At 72.1% G+C, this 18499-nt stretch carries 18 protein-coding genes; 10 read left to right on the top strand and 8 right to left on the bottom strand.

Annotation, left to right across the window (positions count from 1 at the left end; all coding sequences use genetic code 11):
* Nucleotides 1–26: 26 nt before the first annotated feature.
* On the bottom strand, nucleotides 27–263 hold the full coding sequence (locus ACIBCA_RS15755; RefSeq protein WP_396283434.1) for a hypothetical protein: 237 nt from the start codon (nucleotides 261–263) through the stop codon (nucleotides 27–29).
* Between the two features lie 162 nt (nucleotides 264–425).
* Here ACIBCA_RS15755 and upp point away from each other — a divergent pair, with 162 nt between their 5' ends.
* On the top strand, nucleotides 426–1061 hold the full coding sequence (gene upp / locus ACIBCA_RS15750; RefSeq protein WP_031067409.1) for a uracil phosphoribosyltransferase: 636 nt from the start codon (nucleotides 426–428) through the stop codon (nucleotides 1059–1061).
* A 74-nt stretch (nucleotides 1062–1135) separates the two neighbouring features.
* On the opposite strand, the gene ACIBCA_RS15745 is transcribed toward upp, so the two are convergent.
* Both ACIBCA_RS15745 and ACIBCA_RS15740 read right to left on the bottom strand, forming a co-directional pair.
* Complete coding sequence (locus ACIBCA_RS15745) at nucleotides 1136–1789, bottom strand: LytR C-terminal domain-containing protein (RefSeq protein ID WP_396283588.1); 654 nt, start codon at nucleotides 1787–1789, stop codon at nucleotides 1136–1138.
* Between the two features lie 247 nt (nucleotides 1790–2036).
* The gene (locus tag ACIBCA_RS15740; protein WP_030061387.1) at nucleotides 2037–2333 is read right to left on the bottom strand and encodes a type II toxin-antitoxin system VapB family antitoxin; all 297 of its coding nucleotides are present in this window, start codon (nucleotides 2331–2333) and stop codon (nucleotides 2037–2039) included.
* 192 nt (nucleotides 2334–2525) lie between these two features.
* Between ACIBCA_RS15740 and ACIBCA_RS15735 the strand changes: the two genes are divergently transcribed.
* Nucleotides 2526–4094, top strand: a complete 1569-nt coding sequence (locus tag ACIBCA_RS15735) for a helicase HerA-like domain-containing protein (protein WP_396283433.1) — start codon at nucleotides 2526–2528, stop codon at nucleotides 4092–4094.
* Nucleotides 4095–4133: 39 nt separating this feature from the next.
* Here ACIBCA_RS15735 and ACIBCA_RS15730 read toward each other — a convergent pair whose 3' ends face one another.
* Together ACIBCA_RS15730 and ACIBCA_RS15725 are read right to left on the bottom strand one after the other, a co-directional pair.
* Complete coding sequence (locus ACIBCA_RS15730) at nucleotides 4134–5300, bottom strand: hypothetical protein (RefSeq protein WP_396283432.1); 1167 nt, start codon at nucleotides 5298–5300, stop codon at nucleotides 4134–4136.
* Nucleotides 5301–5375: 75 nt separating this feature from the next.
* The gene (locus ACIBCA_RS15725) at nucleotides 5376–6140 is read right to left on the bottom strand and encodes a rhomboid family intramembrane serine protease (protein WP_396283431.1); all 765 of its coding nucleotides are present in this window, start codon (nucleotides 6138–6140) and stop codon (nucleotides 5376–5378) included.
* Nucleotides 6141–6264: 124 nt separating this feature from the next.
* Here ACIBCA_RS15725 and ACIBCA_RS15720 point away from each other — a divergent pair, with 124 nt between their 5' ends.
* Both ACIBCA_RS15720 and ACIBCA_RS15715 read left to right on the top strand, forming a co-directional pair.
* Nucleotides 6265–6783: a YbhB/YbcL family Raf kinase inhibitor-like protein gene (locus ACIBCA_RS15720; RefSeq protein ID WP_396283430.1), complete on the top strand. Its 519-nt coding sequence runs from the start codon at nucleotides 6265–6267 to the stop codon at nucleotides 6781–6783.
* A 2-nt stretch (nucleotides 6784–6785) separates the two neighbouring features.
* The gene (locus ACIBCA_RS15715) at nucleotides 6786–7673 is read left to right on the top strand and encodes a hypothetical protein (RefSeq protein ID WP_396283429.1); all 888 of its coding nucleotides are present in this window, start codon (nucleotides 6786–6788) and stop codon (nucleotides 7671–7673) included.
* Here the strand turns inward: ACIBCA_RS15715 and ACIBCA_RS15710 are convergent.
* The gene (locus ACIBCA_RS15710) at nucleotides 7670–8620 is read right to left on the bottom strand and encodes a helix-turn-helix transcriptional regulator (RefSeq protein WP_396283428.1); all 951 of its coding nucleotides are present in this window, start codon (nucleotides 8618–8620) and stop codon (nucleotides 7670–7672) included. The two genes, ACIBCA_RS15715 and ACIBCA_RS15710, sit on opposite strands and share 4 nt — an antisense overlap.
* 88 nt (nucleotides 8621–8708) lie before the next feature.
* On the opposite strand from ACIBCA_RS15710, the gene ACIBCA_RS15705 reads away from it, so the two are divergent.
* Entirely contained in the window at nucleotides 8709–10190 is a 1482-nt protein-coding gene (locus ACIBCA_RS15705; protein WP_396283427.1) for an MFS transporter, read from the top strand.
* A 66-nt stretch (nucleotides 10191–10256) separates the two neighbouring features.
* Here ACIBCA_RS15705 and ACIBCA_RS15700 read toward each other — a convergent pair whose 3' ends face one another.
* Nucleotides 10257–10898 (bottom strand): HhH-GPD-type base excision DNA repair protein, encoded by a 642-nt coding sequence (locus tag ACIBCA_RS15700; RefSeq protein WP_396283426.1) that lies wholly within the window; start codon nucleotides 10896–10898, stop codon nucleotides 10257–10259.
* 281 nt (nucleotides 10899–11179) lie between these two features.
* Here ACIBCA_RS15700 and ACIBCA_RS15695 point away from each other — a divergent pair, with 281 nt between their 5' ends.
* From ACIBCA_RS15695 to ACIBCA_RS15680, 4 genes are all read left to right on the top strand, one after another.
* Nucleotides 11180–11527, top strand: a complete 348-nt coding sequence (locus tag ACIBCA_RS15695; RefSeq protein ID WP_396283425.1) for a DoxX family protein — start codon at nucleotides 11180–11182, stop codon at nucleotides 11525–11527.
* Nucleotides 11528–11703: 176 nt separating this feature from the next.
* Complete coding sequence (locus ACIBCA_RS15690) at nucleotides 11704–14169, top strand: germacradienol/geosmin synthase (RefSeq protein ID WP_396283424.1); 2466 nt, start codon at nucleotides 11704–11706, stop codon at nucleotides 14167–14169.
* A gap of 117 nt (nucleotides 14170–14286) precedes the next feature.
* Nucleotides 14287–15084, top strand: coding sequence for a VOC family protein (locus ACIBCA_RS15685; protein ID WP_396283423.1), 798 nt, complete (start codon nucleotides 14287–14289; stop codon nucleotides 15082–15084).
* The gene (locus ACIBCA_RS15680; RefSeq protein ID WP_396283422.1) at nucleotides 15084–15569 is read left to right on the top strand and encodes a DinB family protein; all 486 of its coding nucleotides are present in this window, start codon (nucleotides 15084–15086) and stop codon (nucleotides 15567–15569) included. Before ACIBCA_RS15685 ends, ACIBCA_RS15680 begins: the two co-directional genes overlap by 1 nt.
* Nucleotides 15570–15679: 110 nt before the next feature.
* On the opposite strand, the gene ACIBCA_RS15675 is transcribed toward ACIBCA_RS15680, so the two are convergent.
* A complete protein-coding gene (locus ACIBCA_RS15675; protein WP_396283421.1) occupies nucleotides 15680–16537 on the bottom strand; it encodes a TetR/AcrR family transcriptional regulator in 858 nt (285 codons plus the stop codon).
* 287 nt (nucleotides 16538–16824) lie between these two features.
* On the opposite strand from ACIBCA_RS15675, the gene ACIBCA_RS15670 reads away from it, so the two are divergent.
* On the top strand, nucleotides 16825–18348 hold the full coding sequence (locus tag ACIBCA_RS15670; RefSeq protein WP_396283420.1) for an MFS transporter: 1524 nt from the start codon (nucleotides 16825–16827) through the stop codon (nucleotides 18346–18348).
* Nucleotides 18349–18499 lie beyond the last annotated feature (151 nt).

Below are 18499 nucleotides of genomic sequence, written 5' to 3'. Positions count from 1 at the left end.
CCGGGCCGCGCTGGATCCGGGCCGCGTCAGATCCGGAATGTGCGCATCCGCATGGCCTCGCGCATCCGCCGCTCCTTGGTCCTCCGGGGCTGGACGCGCTCGCGCAGCTCGCGTGCCTCCGCGAGTTCGCGCAGGAAGAGGGCCCGCCGCCTGCGGCGCTCCGTCTCGGTCTCCGGAGGGTCCTGGGGAGGGCCGGAGCGGAGGCCCGCCCCGATGACGGGTTCGTCCGCCGAGCCGTCCCCGGGTTTCGGGTTGCTCGTCATGGGTCGAGACATTCCCCGTTCCGCCCGGTTGATACCACAGCGGGCCGTTCCGTCCGGACATCCGTCCGGTGTCACGGCGTGTCACCGGACGGTGACGTGTCCAGGCGGAAGCCCTGGCACGGCGTGTCGTACGGGCGTCCGGGAGCGGGCTAACCTCGGTACATGCGTCTCCACGTCGTCGACCACCCCCTGGTGGCCCACAAGCTCTCCACCCTGCGCGACGAGCGCACCGACTCGCCGACCTTCCGTCGCCTGACCGACGAGCTGGTGACCCTCCTCGCGTACGAGGCCACCCGGGACGTCCGCACCGAGGAGGCGGAGATCACCACGCCCGTGGCGGTCACCCTCGGCACCAAGCTCAGCTACCCGCGCCCGCTGGTGGTGCCGATCCTGCGGGCCGGCCTCGGCATGCTCGACGGCATGACCCGGCTGCTGCCCACCGCCGAGGTCGGCTTCCTCGGCATGGTGCGCAACGAGGAGACCCTGGAGGCCTCCACCTACGCCACCCGGATGCCGGACGACCTCTCCGGCCGCCAGGTCTACGTGCTCGACCCGATGCTGGCCACCGGCGGCACCCTGGTCGCGGCGATCCGGATGCTGATCGAGCGCGGCGCCACCGACGTCACCGCCGTGGTGCTGCTGGCCGCGCCGGAGGGCGTGGCGGTGCTGGAGCGGGACCTCGCGGGCCTGCCGGTCACCGTGGTCACCGCCGCGCTGGACGAGCGGCTCAACGAGAACGGCTACATCGTGCCGGGCCTCGGCGACGCCGGCGACCGGCTGTACGGCACCGCGGGCTGAGCCCGTACCGGACCTGAAGGAAGGAGCCCCCGGCCATCGTGGCCGGGGGCTCCTTCCTTTCGAGGTCCCGGGGCTCAGCAGCTGCCGGTGGCGGTCGGGGTGGGGGAGGGCTTGACGGCCAGGGCCAGGGCGGCGGCCGCCTGGGTCTCGTCCAGCAGGGCGCTGTAGCCGTCGCCGATCACGAAGTCCACGGAGGCGTCGGTGCGGGCGTCGGGGGTGGTGACGGCCCCGGCGATCTGCGAGCCGATCAGGGTGGCGGCGCCGGCGCCGGTCGGGCCGGCGATCACCTGGGCGGTGCCGGGCACCTTCTTGTCCAGCTCGGCCGGGGCGTTGCCGACCTTGCCGATGACGAAGCCGCGCTTCTTCAACTCCTCGGCGGTGCGGCCGGCGAGGCCGCCCTTGGCGGTGGCGTTGTAGACGTTCACCGTCACGGTGGAGGGCTGCGGGATCGCGTGCGGGTCGCCGGCGGCGGGCGTGGTCGGGCCGGGGGCCGGGGCGGCCAGCGCCTTGCCGGAGGGGGTGGCGCACGCCTGGGCGGAGGCGTTCTTGTTCCTGCCGGTGAAGATGTCGTACAGCTGGACGCCGCCGAGCCCGATCAGGGCCAGGGCGAGCAGGCCCGCGAGGGCCGCGATCACCTTGCGGCTCTTCTTCGGGGGCCGGCCCAGCCGTGGATAGCTGTTGCCGGTGACGCGGTACTGCTTCCCCTTGAGGCCTTGGGGGGTCAACATGCTCACGGAATGTCTCCCCCTCGTGCCGGGGCGGGGTCGGGATGACGGGACGGCCGGTGCGGGCGTCCGCCGGGTGCGGCGGCCTATCTGTTCGTGACTGCCTGGTCGTGACGGACTGCCTGGTCGCGGCCGTAGTCAGCAGCCTAGTGCCGTCCGGCGGCGAAGGTACTAAACGATCATCATCTGGAGTACCCCGGCACCCGAAAGGGGTACCGGGGTACGGATGGGGCTTGGTCCCGGAGGTCCGTCACTCCATTTCGAGGACACGGGCGTGCAGCACCTGGCGCTGCTGCAGCGCGGCCCGTACGGCCCGGTGCAGCCCGTCCTCCAGGTAGAGGTCGCCGTGCCACTTCACCACGTGGGCGAAGAGGTCCCCGTAGAAGGTCGAGTCCTCGGCCAGCAGGGTTTCCAGGTCGAGTTGGCCCTTGGTGGTCACCAGCTGGTCGAGCCGCACCGGACGCGGGGCGACGTCAGCCCACTGGCGGGTGCTCGTCCGGCCGTGATCCGGGTATGGCCGCCCATTGCCGATGCGCTTGAAGATCACACGGAAAGCCTACCGTTCGGACGGCGGATGGCCCAGCAGCGGCGGCGCCGCCACGCGCGCGGGTGCGAGCTGCGGGTGGGCGAATGCGGTTGTTTGATGGGAAATGTCGCGAACATCGCCTCGTCACGGTGTCGTTCAGGCACGCCGTTCAGTCGCCGTTCACGTTCAGTCGCCGTTCAGGAGTGTGCACCCATGTCCTCCGCCCCCACCCCGCAGTCCGTCCGGGAGATTGCCGACGGGTACGCGTTCACCGGGCCCGCGCTCGACCTGGGCGCGGTGCTGCTGGACGGCACCGCGTACGCCGACGCGCAGGTGCGCATCCCGCTCGCCGTGCTCAACCGGCACGGGCTGGTCGCCGGGGCCACCGGCACCGGCAAGACCAAGACGCTCCAGCTGATCGCCGAACAGCTCTCCGCGCAGGGCGTCCCGGTCTTCCTCGCCGACGTCAAGGGCGACGTCTCCGGCATCTCCGCGCCGGGCGCGCCCGGTGGCCGGACCGCGACCAGGGCCGCCGAGGTCGGGCAGAGCTGGGCGGCGCAGGGCTGCCCCGCGGAGTTCTACGCGCTCGGCGGCATGGGCGCGGGCATCCCCGTCCGGGCCACCGTCACCGACTTCGGGCCGCTGCTGCTCTCCAAGGTGCTGGACCTGAACGAGACCCAGGAGTCCTCGCTCAGCCTGGTGTTCCACTACGCCGACCGGCGCGGACTGGAGCTGTTCGACCTCAAGGACCTCACCGCCGTGATCGCCCACCTCACCTCGCCCGAGGGCAAGGAGGAGCTGAAGGGCATCGGAGGCCTCTCCCCGGCCACCGCCGGGGTCATCCTGCGGGCGCTCACCGTGCTGGAGAACGAGGGCGCCGGCGCGTTCTTCGGCGAGCCCGCCTTCGACACCGCCGACCTGCTGCGGACGGCCCCGGACGGGCGCGGTGTGGTCTCGGTGCTGGAGCTGCCCGCCGTGCAGGACCGGCCGCGGCTGTTCTCCACCTTCCTGATGTGGCTGCTCGCCGACCTCTACCAGGGGCTGCCCGAGGTGGGGGACCTCGACAAGCCCAAGCTGGTGTTCTTCTTCGACGAGGCGCACCTGCTGTTCAAGGGGGCCTCCAAGGCGTTCCTGGAGGCGATCACCCAGACCGTGCGGCTGATCCGCTCCAAGGGCGTCGGCATCTTCCTGGTCACCCAGACCCCGAAGGACGTACCGGCCGACGTGCTGGCCCAGTTGGGCAACCGGGTGCAGCACGCGCTGCGCGCGTTCACCCCGGACGACGCCAAGGCGCTCAAGGCCACCGTCTCGACGTTCCCGCGCTCCTCCTACGACCTCGGCGCGGTGCTCACCTCGCTGGGCACCGGGGAGGCCGTGGTGACCGTGCTGTCGGAGAAGGGCGCGCCGACGCCCGTCGCGGCGACCAGGCTGCGGGCGCCGCAGTCGCTGATGGGGCCGATCGAGCCGGCCGCGCTGCAGGCGGCGGTGGACGCCTCGCCGCTGACGGCCCGCTACCGGGACGCGATCGACCGGGAGTCGGCGTACGAGAAGCTGGCGGCGCGGGCCGCCGTTCCGGAGGAGCCGGTGCCCGCGCCGGAGCCCGAGCCGGCGCCTCGGGAGGAGAAGAACGGGGAGAAGAGGGAGGAGCGGGAGGCGGCGGGCGGGCTGCTCGGCTCCCTGCTGAACAACCCGACGGTGAAGTCCTTCGCCCGCTCGGCGGGGCGGCAGCTCGGGCAGGAGATCTCGCGCAGCCTGTTCGGGACGTCCAAGCGGCGGCGCTGACCCTCTCCGTCGGGTCAGCCCGCGAGCGCGGCGGTCGGGTCAGCCCGCGAGCGCGGCGCCGATCCGGTCGAGGGAGGTCAGGCGCATCAGGCCGTAGTTGTAGAACTCGACCTCGGGAACGCCGAGTTCGCGCAGGGTGGCGATCTTGGCGGCGAGGTTCTCGGGGCCGTCGCAGTCCGAGGCCATCGGGCGCAGGATCACCGCCATGTCCTGGGGGCGGACGCCGTGCAGGGCGAAGGCGGCGATCTTTTCGCGGACGGCCTCCGGGGTCTTGGCGTAGCCGAGGGTCTCGATCTGGTCGGCGGCCTTCGCCAGGGCGGGCAGGTCGATGCCGGACAGCCAGCCCTTGCCGGGGCCGCCGCCGTCCATGAAGCTCAGCCGCAGGCCGTGGCGGCGGGCCTGCTCGGTGAGGTCGGCGGTGAGGGCTGTGACGGTGGCGGAGGAGGCGTCCACGTACGCGGCGAAGGCGCCGTCGGCGAGGGTGCTCAGGTCGGCCGGTTCGGCGGCGGCGTGCTCGTCGGCGAGGCGGCGGCGCAGTTCCGTCCGTACGGCTTCGGCGACCTCGTCGGCCGGGACGCCGGCGCGGGTGGCGGCGGTGCGGCAGTGGGGGCAGAAGCAGACGCCGAGCAGGGCTTCGGCGGTGGGGCCGAGCCACTCGAAGTAGCGCTCGTGGTGGTGGCCGTGGCGCAGGCCGTGGAAGTGCAGGGACTCGGCGCGGATCGCGTCCACGCCGTAGCGGGCGAGTTCGGCGACCAGGGTGAGCGCGTACTCGCGGACCTCCGGGTTGGCCGGGCAGAGCTCGGTGAGGTGGCGGTCGCCGAAGGCGTTGGCCGGGGCGCAGTCGGGGTGGGCGAAACCGAGGCGGTCGTTGTGGCAGAAGACCGTCCAGGCGTGCAGCTTCAGTCCGCGGCGGCGGGCCTCCTCGGAGGCCTCGGCGAAGGGGTCGCGCTCGCCGATCGCGGTGGAGGGCGCGGGGGCCAGGCGGCGGCCCTGCCAGGCGGCCGGGTCGGGGCGGAAGTAGGCGGCGCCCGGTTCCAGGTAGCGGATCACCCGGCGGGGGTTGTGCGGGAAGACGTCGCGGGCCTCGTGGTAGACGGAGGCGAGGGTGACGCCGCCGACGCCTGCGCGGTCGGTGAGGTTGCCGAAGAAGGTGTCGGCGCCCTCGTCGAGCAGGTCGGTGGCGAAGGCGAGGACGGACGACTCCACGGCGCGGCTCCGGAGCTGGGGGCTGGTGCGCCGACCACGCTAGCCGCCGGGGTGGGAATGGTCTATACCGCCGCGCTAGAGCCCCAGGTCGTCGAGCTGCTTGAGCAGGTCGGCGTTGGGGCTGTTGGGGTTGGTGGCGGACTGCGGGGCCTTGGCGTCGGTCTTGGTGGGCTTCGCGGCCTTGGCCGGCTTTGGAGCTTTGGGGGCCTTGGGCGTCGCTGCCGGGCGCGGGCCGCGGTTGCGGAAGATCCAGGCGCCGGCCAGGCCGCCGACCAGCCCGCCGAGGTGCGCGGCCCAGCTGATGCCGTGCGGGGCGACGCCGGGGACGGCGCCGCTGACCATGTAGGCGAAGGAGGCGCCGAGGACGACGCCGATCAGGGTGTCGACCAGGTTGCGGTCGATGATCCCGCGCAGCACCACGTAGCCGAAGTAGCCGAAGACCACGCCGCTGGCGCCCGCGCCGATGCTGTTCGGCGGGTCGAAGGCCCAGGCGGTCAGCTCGCTGGTCAGGACGACCAGCAGGGTGAGGCCGAGGAACTTCTTCACGCCGCGGTAGGCCGCGAGGAAGCCGAAGACGAACAGCGGGCCGGAGTTGGCCTCCAGGTGGGCCCAGTTCCAGTGCAGGAAGGGCGCGGTGACGATGTTCGGCAGACTGCCCAGCTCCTGCGACTTGACGCCGAACTGCCGGCCGAGGTCGTAGTCGTCCATCCAGTTCACCAGCTGGATCAGCCAGACCGCGGCCAGTACTCCGACCATGGTGAACAGCGCCCGGCGGGCGTCGGCGATCATCTGGGCGGGGTCGAGCGTGCTTGCGGTGGTGCTGCGGTCGTCCGAGGCCATGGCTTCGACTCTAGGGGCGTCGGGAAGGGACGTGCACCCGATTACAGTGACTCGTGTCGATTCCCGATTCCCGATTCCCGAGTCGATCCCCGATTCGCTTCCCGATCGTGAGAGGTGGCCCCCGATGGGCGTTCGTCCGCCGCTGCCGTACGAGTTCCTCCCGCAGGTGCCGTCCTTCGAGCTGACCAGCCGGGACATCACCGAAGGCGGCACGCTGGCCCAGGAGTTCGTGTACGCGGCCGGCAACCTCTCGCCGCAGCTGGCCTGGTCGGGCCTGCCGGAGGGCACCCGGAGCATCGCCGTCACCTGCTACGACCCGGACGCGCCGACCGGCTCCGGCTGGTGGCACTGGCTGGCGCTGAACCTGCCCGCCGACACCGTCGAACTGCCGCGCGGCGCGGGTTCCTCGGACGGGAGCCTGCCCGGCGAGGCGTCCTTCCACGGCCGCAACGACTTCCCCGGCAACCGCTACGACGGCGCGGCCCCGCCGCCCGGCGCGCCGCACCGCTACGTCTTCGCGGTGCACGCGCTGGACGTGGAGAAGCTGGACGTCTCCGCCGACGCCCCGCCGGCGCAGGTCGGGTTCAACCTGACCTTCCACACGCTGGGCCGGGCGCTGCTGACGGCGGAGTACGGGGTCTGACGGTGATACCCGGCAAGGACCTGGCCGAGGTCTGGCGGCTGCCCGAGGAGGAGCGGCGGGCCGGCCGCCGGGCCGTGGCCTGGACGGTCGGCCCCGCGGGGGAGCTGGCCGTCCTGCTGGTGCCGCAGGAGTTCGTGGCGCCGGCCGGGTCCTGGCCGTCGGTGAAACCGCCGTTCGACGGCGAGGTGGTGGTGCTCGGTGAGCGGGGTGAGCGGCGGGTGCCGCTCACCGGGGTCGGGGTGGTCCCGCACCACCTGGCGCTGCTGCCGGGCCGGCGGGTGCTGCTGGCCGAGTACCGGGCCGAGGAGTCGGTCGGCGGCTGGAAGCCCAACGGCGTCGTGTACGGCCCGGACGGCGCGCCCGTAAGGGAGTTGAGCCTCGGCGACGACATCCCGGCGCTGGTGACCGACCGCGGTGGCCGGATCTGGATGGCGTACGGGGACGAGGGCATCTACGGCGACCACCCGCTGGCCGCCGCCGGGCTCCGGGGCGTCGACGCCGAGGGCGAGGTGGTCTGGAGCCCGGACCACGAGCGGCTGCCCGGCTACCCGCTGGAGGGGCTGGCCGGGGCGACCGAGGGCCGGCACACCTGGCTGGCCTGGTACCCGGGCTCCACGGAGAGCCACCTCACGCGGATCGATCCCGAGGACGGGTCCTCCTCCACGGTGCCCAGCCCGGTCCGGGAGCCGGCCGGGTTCGCGGTGCGTGGCCCCGAGGGCGTGTTCCTGTCCAGGGGCGGGGAGTTGACCCGGCACCTGCTGGTCGGCAAGAAGAAGTGGAAGCAGACCGGGAAGCGGAAGGTCGAGGGCGGGGTCGACCACCGTGCCCACGGCCGGGACGGCGTGCTGTGGTTCCGCTCCGGGGACGTCTGGTACCGGGTGGCCGCCTAGCCCGCTGCTCTGTTGGCCTGGTCGGCGAGGGAGCGGAGGAAGACGCGCATCTCCTCGGGGGCGCTCACCTCGAAGGGGTGGCCCAGTCTCAGCAGCCGCATCGCCGTCCACTCCACGGAGTCGGTGGTGCGCAGCAGGCAGCTGTGCTCGTCGACCGGCTCGATCGTGCCGTCGCAGCGGCCGAAGCGGCGGCGCAGCTCCTCGGCGGAGGTGTGGACGGTGGCGACGATGGTCGTCAGGGCCGGGCGGCGCAGCTTGCCGGCGACGAACGCGGCGGCGTCCTCGGCGGGCAGGGCGCGCGGGGTGAAGCGGGCGCCGGTGGCGTGGGGTTCGCCGAGGCGGTCGACGCGGAAGAGCCGCCAGTCGTCGCGGTCGAGGTCGTAGCCGACCAGGTACCAGCGCTGCCCGGCCGAGACGAGGCGCTCGGGTTCCACGTTGCGCCTGCTGGCGGTGCCGTCGTACGTCCGGTAGGCGAAGCGCAGCCGTTCCCGGTTGGTGACGGCGCCGGCGATCACCGTCAGGTCGTCCGGGTCGACGGTCGTGCCGTCGCCGGGCAGCAGCGCGACGGTCGCGGCGTTGAGGGCGCCGACGCGGTGGCGCAGCCGGCCGGGCAGCACCTGGAGCAGTTTGCCGAGGGCCCGTACGGAGGCTTCCTCGAGGCCGGCGACGGCGTGGCCGGCCGCGGCGCGCAGGCCCACGGCGATGGCCACCGCCTCCTCGTCGTCCAGCAGCAGCGGGGGCATGGCGGTGCCGGCGATCAGGCGGTAGCCGCCGATGGCGCCCATGCTGGCCTGCACCGGGTAGCCGAGGTCGCGCAGCCGGTCGATGTCGCGGCGGATGGTGCGCGGGCTGACGCCGAGGCGTTCGGCGAGTTCGGTGCCGGGCCATTCGCGCGGGGTCTGGAGGAGGGAGAGCAGGTTCAGCAGCCGGGCGGGGGTGTCGGACATGCCGTCCATGATGCCGGAGGAACTAGGACAGGATCTGGCCTACTTCCCTCGTATCGTCGGGGACGTGCCGACGAGCGAGGAGTACGGAATGAGCAGCGCGGACGTGGACCGGCGGAGGTGGATCGCACTGGCGATCGTGATGGTCGCCTCCTTCATGGACCTGGTGGACGTGACCATCGTCAACATCGCCATCCCGAGCATCCAGGCGGACACCGGCGCCTCCTTCAGCGCCGTCCAGTGGGTGACCGGCGGGTACTCGCTGGCCTTCGCGGTCGGGCTGATCACCGGCGGGCGGCTCGGTGACATCCACGGGCGGCGGCGGGTGTTCCTGGTCGGGATCGGCGGCTTCACCCTGGCGTCCGCGCTGTGCGGTTTCGCCTCGGGCCCGGAGATGCTGGTCGCGATGCGGGTGCTGCAGGGCGGGACGGCGGCGCTGATGGTGCCGCAGGTGCTGTCGATCATCCACGCGACCTTCCCGGCGGAGGAGCGCGGCAAGGTGTTCGGGATGTTCGGCGCGGTGGTCGGGCTGGGCGCGGTGTCCGGTCCGATGATCGGTGCGCTGTTGACCGAGTGGGACCTGTTCGGCCTGGCCTGGCGCCCGATCTTCCTGATCAACCTGCCGGTCGGCATCGCCGGACTGCTGCTCGGACGCCGCTTCATCGACGAGTCCAGGGCCGAGAAGGCGCTCAAGCTGGACCTCGTGGGCATGGTGCTGGCCAGCCTCGGCCTGCTGATGCTGATCTACCCGCTCACCCACGGGCGCGAGGCCGGCTGGCCGCTCTGGGGGTACCTGTCGATGGGCGGCAGCGCGGTCGTGTTCGCGCTGTTCGTGGCGTACGAGAAGGCCAAGACGCGGCGGGACGGCTCGCCGCTGGTGGAGCTGTCGCTGTTCCGGGTGAAGTCCTTCGCGGCCGGCATCGCCGTGCAGACCGCCTTCGGCATCGGGCTCGGCATCTTCTTCCTGGTCTGGACGCTGTACATGCAGATCGGCCTGGGCTGGAGCCCGCTCAAGGCCGGCACCACCGGCATCCCGTTCTCGATCGCCGTCTCCACCGCCGCCGGGCTGTCCGTGCAGAAGCTGGTGCCGCGGTTCGGGCGGAAGGTGCTGCAGGCGGGGGCGCTGGTGATGGTGGCCGGCGTGCTGGTCTACATCGCGGAGGCGAACCGGTACGGGACGGACATCGCGCCCTGGCAGATGGCGCTGCCGCTGGTCGTGATGGGCCTCGGGATGGGGCTGGTGGTCGCGCCGATCACGGACGCGGTGCTGGCGGAGGTGCCGCGCGAGCACGCCGGGTCGGCCTCGGGGCTGATCAACACCGTGCAGCAGGTGGGCAACGCGCTCGGGCTCGGGCTGGTGTCCGTCGCCTTCTTCGGGCAGGTGGACGACGTGGTCGCGCCGCAGGCGGTCGGGGCGGCCTTCAACGGGGCCTTCGTGCACGCGATGTGGTGGGTCGCGGCGGTGCTGGCCGGGGTGTTCCTGCTGATGTTCGCGCTGCCGCGGCGTAAGGCGGTCGTCGCGGGGGAGACGGAGACCTCTGTCGTGGAGCAGCGGGAGAGCGCTCTGGTGTGACGGTCGAGTGAGGGGCCCCGGTCGCGGACAGCGGCCGGGGCCTTCGCCGTTGGGGGGCTCAGGGGTTCATCGGACGGCGGGCATGCTCGCGATCGAGGCCCGGGTGACGGTGCGGGGCTTGGCGGCGGCCTTCGCCTCCTTCGCGGCGCGCTTCAGCTCCTGCTTGAACTCCCGTACCAGGATCAGGGATTCGGGCCCGGTGATGTCCGCGACCGACCGGTGGGCGCCCTCCTCGCCGTACGCTCCGGCGGCCTCGCGCCAGCCCTCCGGCCGGACGCCGTACTGCTTGCCGAGCAGGGCCAGGAAGATCTGCGACTTCTGCTTCCCGAAGCCCGGAAGGGCGTTGAGGCGGCTGAGCAGTTCCTTGCCGGTGCGCACGTCCTTCCACAGCGCGGAGGCCTCGCCGTCGTACTGCGCGACCAGGAACTGGCAGAGCTGTTGCACCCGCTTGGCCATCGCGGCCGGGTAGCGGTGGACGGCCGGCTTCGCGGAGAGCAGGGCGACGAACTCCTCGGGGCCGTAGGTGGCGATCTCGTGCGCGTCCAGGTCGTCACGGCCGAGGCGCTGGGCGATGGTCAGCGGGCCGGTGAACGCCCATTCCATCGGGACCTGCTGGTCCAGCAGCATGCCGACGAGGACGGCGAGCGCGCTGCGTCCGAGCAGTTCGTCGGCCTCGGATTGCTGGGCGAGCCGGACGGTGACGTTCATGGGCGTCCCTACCTCGGAGTTGGCGTCGGGTCGGCGCCCAGTCTGGTCGACGGGCTGGGGGCGCGCGTGGTCAACACGCCCGTTTGGTGGGGAGTTTTGGTGTGTACCACCCTTGGGGGGTCTGCATGGTTCGTCAGCGGAGCGGTTGTTGAGGATGCGACGGAATATTTTTTGCCCGTGATCTCGTCCGAGCTGTCACATCGGCGGCGCGCCCTGGGTCAGAGGGGTGTCGAGCCGCCGCGGAACGGACCGGGGCGGCGCCAGCCAAGGGGAGAACCACCATGTCCGTCGCCTACGTCGTCGTCACCGTCTTCGCCGCCCTGAACACCGGCTTCTCCGCCTACTCGGTCTTCGCGAAGGCTTCGTACGTGGTGGAGCCCCTGACCCAGTACGGCGTCCCGCGCTCCTGGTGGATCTGGCTCGGCATCGCCAAGGCGGCCGGAGCGGTCGGTCTCCTCGCGGGCCTCGCCGTCCCGGCCCTCGGCTACGCGGCGGCGATCGGCCTGATCCTCTACTTCCTGGGCGCGGTCCTGACCGTGCTCCGGGCCCGGGTGTACAAGAACGTGGTGTTCCCGCTGATCTACATGGCCCCGTCGGCGGCCTCGCTGGTGCTGGCGCTCGCCAGTTGAGCGGGTGTTCGGTCGGGCGTCCGGTCGGGCGTTCGGTCGGGAGTCCGGGCGAGGTTTCGAGCGGATGAGTCATTTCATATGACTGTTCCCGTTGTGCTGCTCATCGGGCCTGACGGGAGGTCATCCTTGGTCCAATTGGAGTGTCCAGTCGAAGCGTCCAGAAAGGCTCGCCCGCCGTGACCCAGCCGTTCGAACTCCCGTCCTTCTACGTGCCGCACCCGGCACGGCTCAATCCCCATCTGGACGAGGCCAGAGCCCACTCCACCGTCTGGGCACGGGAGATGGGCATGCTGGAAGGTTCCGGCATCTGGGACCAGGCCGATCTGGACGCCCATGACTACGGACTGCTCTGCGCCTACACCCACCCCGACTGCTCCTCCGAGGCGCTGTCGCTGGTCACCGACTGGTACGTGTGGGTGTTCTTCTTCGACGACCACTTCCTGGACATGTACAAGCGCACCAACGACCGGGAGGGCGGCAAGGCGCACCTGGACCGGCTGCCGCTGTTCATGCCGGCCGATCCGGACGCGCCGATGCCGGAGCCGGAGAACCCCGTCGAGGCGGGGCTGGCCGACCTGTGGCGGCGAACCGTTCCGGCGATGGGCGAGGACTGGCGGGTGCGGTTCGCGGAGAGCACCCGGAACCTGCTGAACGAGTCGCTGTGGGAGCTCTCCAACATCGACGCCGGGCGGATCGCCAACCCGGTGGAGTACATCGAGATGCGCCGCAAGGTCGGCGGGGCGCCCTGGTCGGCGCAGCTGGTCGAGTACGCGGCCGGGGCCGAGGTGCCGAAGGAGGTGTCGGGGTCGCGGGCGCTGCGGGTGCTGATGGACGCCTTCTCCGACGGCGTGCACCTGCGCAACGACATCTTCTCGTACCAGCGGGAGGTCGAGGACGAGGGCGAACTCAGCAACGGCATCCTGGTGTTGGAGACCTTCCTGGACTGCTCCACCCAGGAGGCGGCCGAGGCCGTCAACGACCTGATCACCTCGCGGCTCCAGCAGTTCGAGAACACCGTCTTCACCGAACTGCCGGTGCTGTTCGCCGAGACCGGGCTCGGACCCGAGGGCCGGGCGCGGGTGTTGGCGTACGTCAAGGGCCTGCAGGACTGGCAGGCGGGCGGCCACGAGTGGCACATGCGCTCCAGCCGGTACATGAACGGCGGTGGTGCGGCGGCCGGTTCGCAGGGTGAGGTGACTCCGGGCGCGGGCGGCGCGCTGCCGGGGGCCTCGCTGCCGGGGGCTTCGCTGCCGGGGGCTTCGGGCAACTGGTGGGACGCGTACGCGATCGGCGGGATCGGGACCTCGGCGCTGGACATCCTGCGCAGCGGGGCCACCGTCCTCCAGGGGGACAGCTCGGCGGGGCGGTCGGGTGGCCTGGCGCCTGCGGTGCGGCGGGCGCGCTCGCACAGCCACGCGCCGTACCGGCCGGTCGGGCCCGGCCAACTGCCGGAGTTCAGGCTGCCGTTCGATCTCCGGCTGAGCCCGCACCTGGACGGCGCGCGGGAGCGGGTGATCGAGTGGGCCGAGCGGATGGGCCTGCTGGCGGAGGAGCCCGGCGTCTTCGGCTCCGGCATCTGGGACGCCGAATCGATGCGTGACTACGACCTCCCGCTGTGCGCCGCCGGCATCCACCCGGAGGCCAGTGCGGAGGAACTCGACATCTCCTCGGCCTGGTTGGCGTGGGGCACCTGGGCCGACGACTACTACCCGGCCGCCTTCGGCCGCACCCGCGACCTCGCCGGCGCCAAGCGCGCCAACGAGCGGCTGTCGCTGTTCATGCCGGTGGACGGCACCCCCGCGCCCGAGCCGGCGAACGCGCTGGAGCGCAGCCTCGCCGACCTCTGGGAGCGCACCGCGGGCCCGATGGCCGTCGAGGCCCGGGGCCGGCTGCGCGAATGGGTCGAGTCGATGACGGCCAGCTGGATCTGGGAGCTCGCCAACCACATCCAGAACCGGATCCCGGACCCGGTTGACTACCTGGAGATGCGCCGCGCCACCTTCGGCTCCGACCTCACCACCGGACTGTCCCGGCTCGGCCACGGCAGGACCGTGCCGCCGGAGGTCTACCAGCACGGCGCGATGCGGGCGCTGGAGAACTCCGCGATGGACTACGGGTGCATGGTCAACGACGTGTTCTCGTACCGGAAGGAGATCGAGTACGAGGGCGAGCTGCACAACACCGTCCTGGTGGTGCAGAACTTCTTCAACTGCGACTACCCGGCGGCGGCGCGGATCGTCGACGACCTGATGCACTCGCGGCTCGACCAGTTCCAGCACGTCGCGAAGAACGAACTCCCGGTGATGTACGACGACTTCGGGCTGGACGCCGAGGCCCGGGCGATGCTCGACGGGTACGTGCGGGAGCTGGAGGACTGGCTGGCCGGGGTGCTGAACTGGCACGAGGGGTGCCGGCGGTACCGGGAGGAGGACCTGGAGCGGCACTTCGGGCCGGAGCGGGTGCTCGCGGCTCGGGGGGCGGGGGCCGGTGCCGGTGCGGGTGTCGGTGCGGGTGCCGGTGGGACTTCGGTGGAGGCTGAGGCGCCTCGGACGCTCGGGGTGGTGCCGACGGGGCCGACCGGGCTGGGCACGGCCTCGCTGCGTCTGTCGGCGCCGACGGGCGGGGTTTCAGGGGTGCACTGACCTCACGGCTGAGCGGCGCCCCCGCGCGGGGGCGCCGCGTCGTGGTTAGGCTGGCGAACCGGGGAGGCGCGTACGCCCGCCGGTGTGCGTGTACCGCCGCACGCGAGGGCAGAAGAGATGGCTGCGCTACCTGAGGGCACACCCTGCTGGGCCGACGCGATGTTCACCGACCTGGAGGGCGCCAAAGCCTTCTACGGGGACGTCCTGGGCTGGACGTTCGGCGAGAGCTCGTCCGAGTTCGGCAACTACACGCAGGCGTACTCGGACGGCAAGGCCGTCGCCGCGATCGTGCCGCCGATGCCCGGCGCGGAGGCCCAGTCCGCCTGGTGCCTGTACCTCGCCTCGCCGGACGCCGCCGCCACCGCGGAGCGGATCCGTGCGGCGGGCGGCGAGGTGGTGATGGGGCCGATGGCGGTCGGTGACTTCGGCACCATGGTCATCGCCCGGGACCCGGGCGGCGTGACGTTCGGCGTCTGGCAGGCCGGTGTGCACGTGGGCTTCGAGAAGCAGGACGCGCCCGGCTCGTACGCCTGGGCCGAGGTCATCACCCGCGAGCCCGGCAAGGCCGACGCCTTCTTCCCCGCCGTCTTCCCGTACAACGTGCGGAAGATGGCGGGCGGGGACTTCGACTACCGGATGTTCCTGGTGGGCGACCGGCCCGTGCTGGGCCGGATGGGCGCGGAGGGCGACTTCCTGCCGCCCGGGGCCCCCTCGTACGTCAGCGTGTACTTCGCGGTGGACGACACCGACGCCGCGATCGGACGGCTGACGGCGCGCGGCGGCAAGGTCTACTTCGGGCCGATGGACAGCCCGTTCGGCCGGTTCGCGGCGGTCGGCGACCCGCAGGGCGCGGCCTTCGGGCTGATCGACCTCGGGCGGACCGTGGGTGAGCGGCCCGCGACCGAATCCGTCTGATGGGAGAGCGGGAGGAGCTCGTCGGAAGCCTGGACCGGCGCCGCATGCTGCTGCTGCGCACCGTCCGGGACCTCACCGACGAGCAGGCGGCCCGGCGCACGACGGTCAGCGAGCTGACGCTGGGCGGGCTGATCAAGCACTGCGCGTTCGTGGAGGCGCGGTGGGCGCGGTTCGTCACCGGCGGCGCGGAGGCGATGCGCGGCGGGGACGAGGACTGGGCCGGGCAGTTCCGGATGGCGGACGGCGAGACCCTGGCCGGGCTGCTCGACGGGTACCGGCGCGTGGCCCTGGAGACGGACGGCATGCTGCGGGACCTGCCCGACCTGGACCTCTCCCATCCGCTGCCGCCGGCGCCCTGGTTCGAGCCGGGCGCGCGGTGGTCGGCGCGGCAGGTGGTGCTGCACCTGATCGCGGAGACGGCGCAGCACGCCGGGCACGCGGACATCATCCGGGAGTCGCTCGACGGGGCGAAGTCGATGGGGTGAGGGTGGTGTGGTGACGGCGGTGTGGTGACGGCGGTGTGGTGACGGCGGTGTGGTGAGGGCGGTGTCGTGACGGCCGGCCGGGGGCGTTCCCCCGGCCCGACCGCCCTCGGTCAGTGCTTCCAGCCCTCCCCGAGGGAGGCCTCCAGCCCGTCCAGCACCAGGCGGACGCCCTTCGTGAAGCCGCTGTCGCGGCCGGCGTCGAGCTCCTCCGGCATGTGGTTGGTGTACAGCCGGTGCAGCCGCGGGAAGTCCTTGGTGGCCTCGACGACGGTCGGCATCACCTCGGAGGCCCACTGCTGCTCGTCCCGGCCGCTCTTGGCGAGCGCGCTGAGCCAGGCGGCCTCCACGGTGGCCGTCCCGATGACGAAGCCGAACAGGACGCTCATCGCGTCGTTGGCGTCGTGGGCCTCGAAGCCGGCCGTCTCCATCAGGGCCAGCCCGGCCTCGCCGAGCCGCATCCAGCTGGGGCCGAAGTAGATCATCCCGACGTCGCCCATCACCGAGACCATCCACGGGTGGCGCAGGATGCAGGCCCGCAGGCTCTCGGCCACCTCCTCCAGGGCCTTGCGCCACACCGTCGGGTCCTCGGCCCCGGCCGGGTCCGGCAGCGGGAGTTCGCCGAAGACCGCGTCGACGACCAGGGCGAGCAGCTCGTCCTTGTTGGCGACGTGGGTGTAGAGGGAGGTCGCGCCGGCGTTGAGGCGGGCGCCGAGCTTGCGCATGCTCAGCGCCTCGATGCCGTCGGAGTCCAGCAGGGCCAGCGCCTCCTGGACGATCTGCTCGCGGCTGAGCAACGGCTGGTCGCGCCGGGCGCGCTGCGGGCGGGCCCACGGGTTGGTGATCGCCGGGGCCGCGCTCCTGCGGGCCTTCGGGGATTCCTTCGGTGCTGCTTCCTGCGGCGCTGCTTCCTGCGGTGCTGCTGCCTGCGCTGCTTCCTGCGGCGCTGCTTCCTCAGAGTCGGCCTTCATCGGGCCCTCCTTCGGTCCTGTTCCGTCCGCTCCCTGCCGGGGCGGTTCACGAGCCCAGCATAGGCCCGATCCCGAACGGTGTGCGGAGTCGCGCACGATGTTCGGTCCATGCGAACGCCGTGCGTCGATACGAACGACGTACGGCCTTGCGTACGCCGTTCGGTGTCCGTACAGTGTTCGGCGTGGCGCACACCGTACTCCGGGGGAAACGGAACGGAGGGCGGTGTGGCCGAGACGACTTCCGAGCGCCGTGACGGACGGTGCCGACTTCGAAGGGGGTGCGCGCGGTGGCACGTCATCCGCAGCGCTGGCTCATCCTGATCGTGCTCTGCCTCAGCAGCCTGGTGCTGGTGGTCGACAACATGGTCCTCACGGTGTCGATCCCGCCGATCGCGGCGGACATCAACGCCGGGGCGCAGGACATCCAGTGGATCATCGACTCCTACATCCTGGTCTTCGCGGGCCTGCTGCTCACCTCCGGAAGCCTCTCCGACCGCTTCGGCCGCCGAAAGGTGATGATCATCGGACTGGCCTTGTTCGGCGCGGCCTCCCTGGTCGCCGCCGAAGCCGCCAGCCCCGGCCAGCTCATCGCCGGACGCGTCCTCATGGGCGTCGGCGGCGCGCTCGTCATGCCGAGCACCCTCTCCATCCTCATCACCGTCTTCGACGACGAGGAGCGCCCGAAGGCGATCGCCGTCTGGAGCGCGGTGGCCATGATCGGCCTGGTCGGCGGCCCGGTGCTCGGCGGCGCGCTGATCGCGCACTTCTGGTGGGGCGCGGTCTTCCTGCTCAACGTGCCGATCGCCGTGGTCGCGATCATCGCGGCCCTCGTCCTGATGCCCGAGTCCAAGGGCCCGTGGCGCAAGCCCGACCTGCCCGGCATGGTGCTCTCCATGGTCGGCATGACCGCCCTGGTCTGGTCGATCGTCGTCCTGCCCCGCGACGGCATCACCAGCGCCGCCACCCTCGTCCCGTTCGCCGCCGCCGTGGCCGCGCTCGTCGGCTTCGCCGTCCGTCAGGTCCGCACCGACGCCCCGATGGTCCCGCTCCACCTGTTCCGCAACCGGGTCTTCACCGGCGCCAGCTTCTCGCTCGTCCTGCTCACCTTCGCCACCGGCGGCCTGATGCTGGTGCTCACCCAGTACCTGCAGTTCGTCCTGGAGTTCACCCCCACCGACACCGGTCTCGCCTTCATCCCCCTCGCCGTCGCCTCGCTCCTCTTCAACGGCATCGGCGCGGCCCTCGGCAAGAAGGTCTCCGCCCGGGTGCTCACCGCGATCGGCATGCTGATCATCGCCGGCGGCTTCGGCCTGCTCGCCACCCTCTCGGTCGGCGACGGCTTCGTGAAGGTCGCCCTCGGCATGCTGGTCCTCGGCATCGGCTCCGGCCTCGGCATGCCGGCCGCCGCCAACGCCCTCCTCGGCGCCATCCCCGGCGAACACGCCGGCGTCGGCTCGGCCCTCAACGACACCATCCAGCAGTCCGGCGCAGCCCTGGGCGTCGCGATCCTCGGCACCGTCCTCTCCAGCACCTACACCGACGGCATGCCCACCGACACCCCCTCGGCCGCCCGCCACTCCATCACCGACGCCCTCGCCCTGGCCTCCACCAACGCCGACCACGGCCTGGTCACCGCCGCCCGCGACGCCTTCAACACCGCGACCTCCACCACCTTCACCGCCGGCGGCATCGCGGTCCTCGCGGCGGCGGCACTGACCCTGGTCCTGATGAAGGGCGGCCCGAAGGCCCCGGAGGCGGAGGCAGCGGATGCCGATGCGGCCGCCGAGCCCGAGGCCCAGCCGGTGGGCTGACCCCGCAGCGCCGTTGAAGGCCCCGGCCCGCTGAACGCGGCCGGGGCCTTCGGCTGCCCGGTGGGAAGCACGGGGTCACTACGGACGTAGTGCCACTACTTGCGTAGTGCCGGGGGCTCGCAGGCCCGGCAGGATCCGCCGGACACGGCTT

The sequence above is a fragment of the Kitasatospora sp. NPDC051170 genome, assembly GCF_044455705.1.
In the GTDB taxonomy this organism is placed as follows: Bacteria; Actinomycetota; Actinomycetes; order Streptomycetales; family Streptomycetaceae; genus Kitasatospora.
This window is presented reverse-complemented; position numbering and strand designations above follow the sequence as displayed.

What these genes read in the sequence shown, in the direction of transcription:
- ACIBCA_RS15685 (WP_396283423.1), top strand. Translation starts at nt 14,287, where the DNA reads ATGGCTGCGCTACCTGAGGGCACACCCTGCTGGGCCGACGCGATGTTC.
- ACIBCA_RS15695 (WP_396283425.1), top strand. Translation starts at nt 11,180, where the DNA reads ATGTCCGTCGCCTACGTCGTCGTCACCGTCTTCGCCGCCCTGAACACC.
- ACIBCA_RS15720 (WP_396283430.1), top strand. Translation starts at nt 6,265, where the DNA reads ATGGGCGTTCGTCCGCCGCTGCCGTACGAGTTCCTCCCGCAGGTGCCG.
- upp (WP_031067409.1), top strand. Translation starts at nt 426, where the DNA reads ATGCGTCTCCACGTCGTCGACCACCCCCTGGTGGCCCACAAGCTCTCC.
- ACIBCA_RS15755 (WP_396283434.1), bottom strand. Translation starts at nt 263, where the DNA reads ATGACGAGCAACCCGAAACCCGGGGACGGCTCGGCGGACGAACCCGTC.
- ACIBCA_RS15705 (WP_396283427.1), top strand. Translation starts at nt 8,709, where the DNA reads ATGAGCAGCGCGGACGTGGACCGGCGGAGGTGGATCGCACTGGCGATC.
- ACIBCA_RS15725 (WP_396283431.1), bottom strand. Translation starts at nt 6,140, where the DNA reads ATGGCCTCGGACGACCGCAGCACCACCGCAAGCACGCTCGACCCCGCC.
- ACIBCA_RS15735 (WP_396283433.1), top strand. Translation starts at nt 2,526, where the DNA reads ATGTCCTCCGCCCCCACCCCGCAGTCCGTCCGGGAGATTGCCGACGGG.
- ACIBCA_RS15745 (WP_396283588.1), bottom strand. Translation starts at nt 1,789, where the DNA reads ATGTTGACCCCCCAAGGCCTCAAGGGGAAGCAGTACCGCGTCACCGGC.
- ACIBCA_RS15680 (WP_396283422.1), top strand. Translation starts at nt 15,084, where the DNA reads ATGGGAGAGCGGGAGGAGCTCGTCGGAAGCCTGGACCGGCGCCGCATG.
- ACIBCA_RS15700 (WP_396283426.1), bottom strand. Translation starts at nt 10,898, where the DNA reads ATGAACGTCACCGTCCGGCTCGCCCAGCAATCCGAGGCCGACGAACTG.
- ACIBCA_RS15710 (WP_396283428.1), bottom strand. Translation starts at nt 8,620, where the DNA reads ATGTCCGACACCCCCGCCCGGCTGCTGAACCTGCTCTCCCTCCTCCAG.
- ACIBCA_RS15675 (WP_396283421.1), bottom strand. Translation starts at nt 16,537, where the DNA reads ATGAAGGCCGACTCTGAGGAAGCAGCGCCGCAGGAAGCAGCGCAGGCA.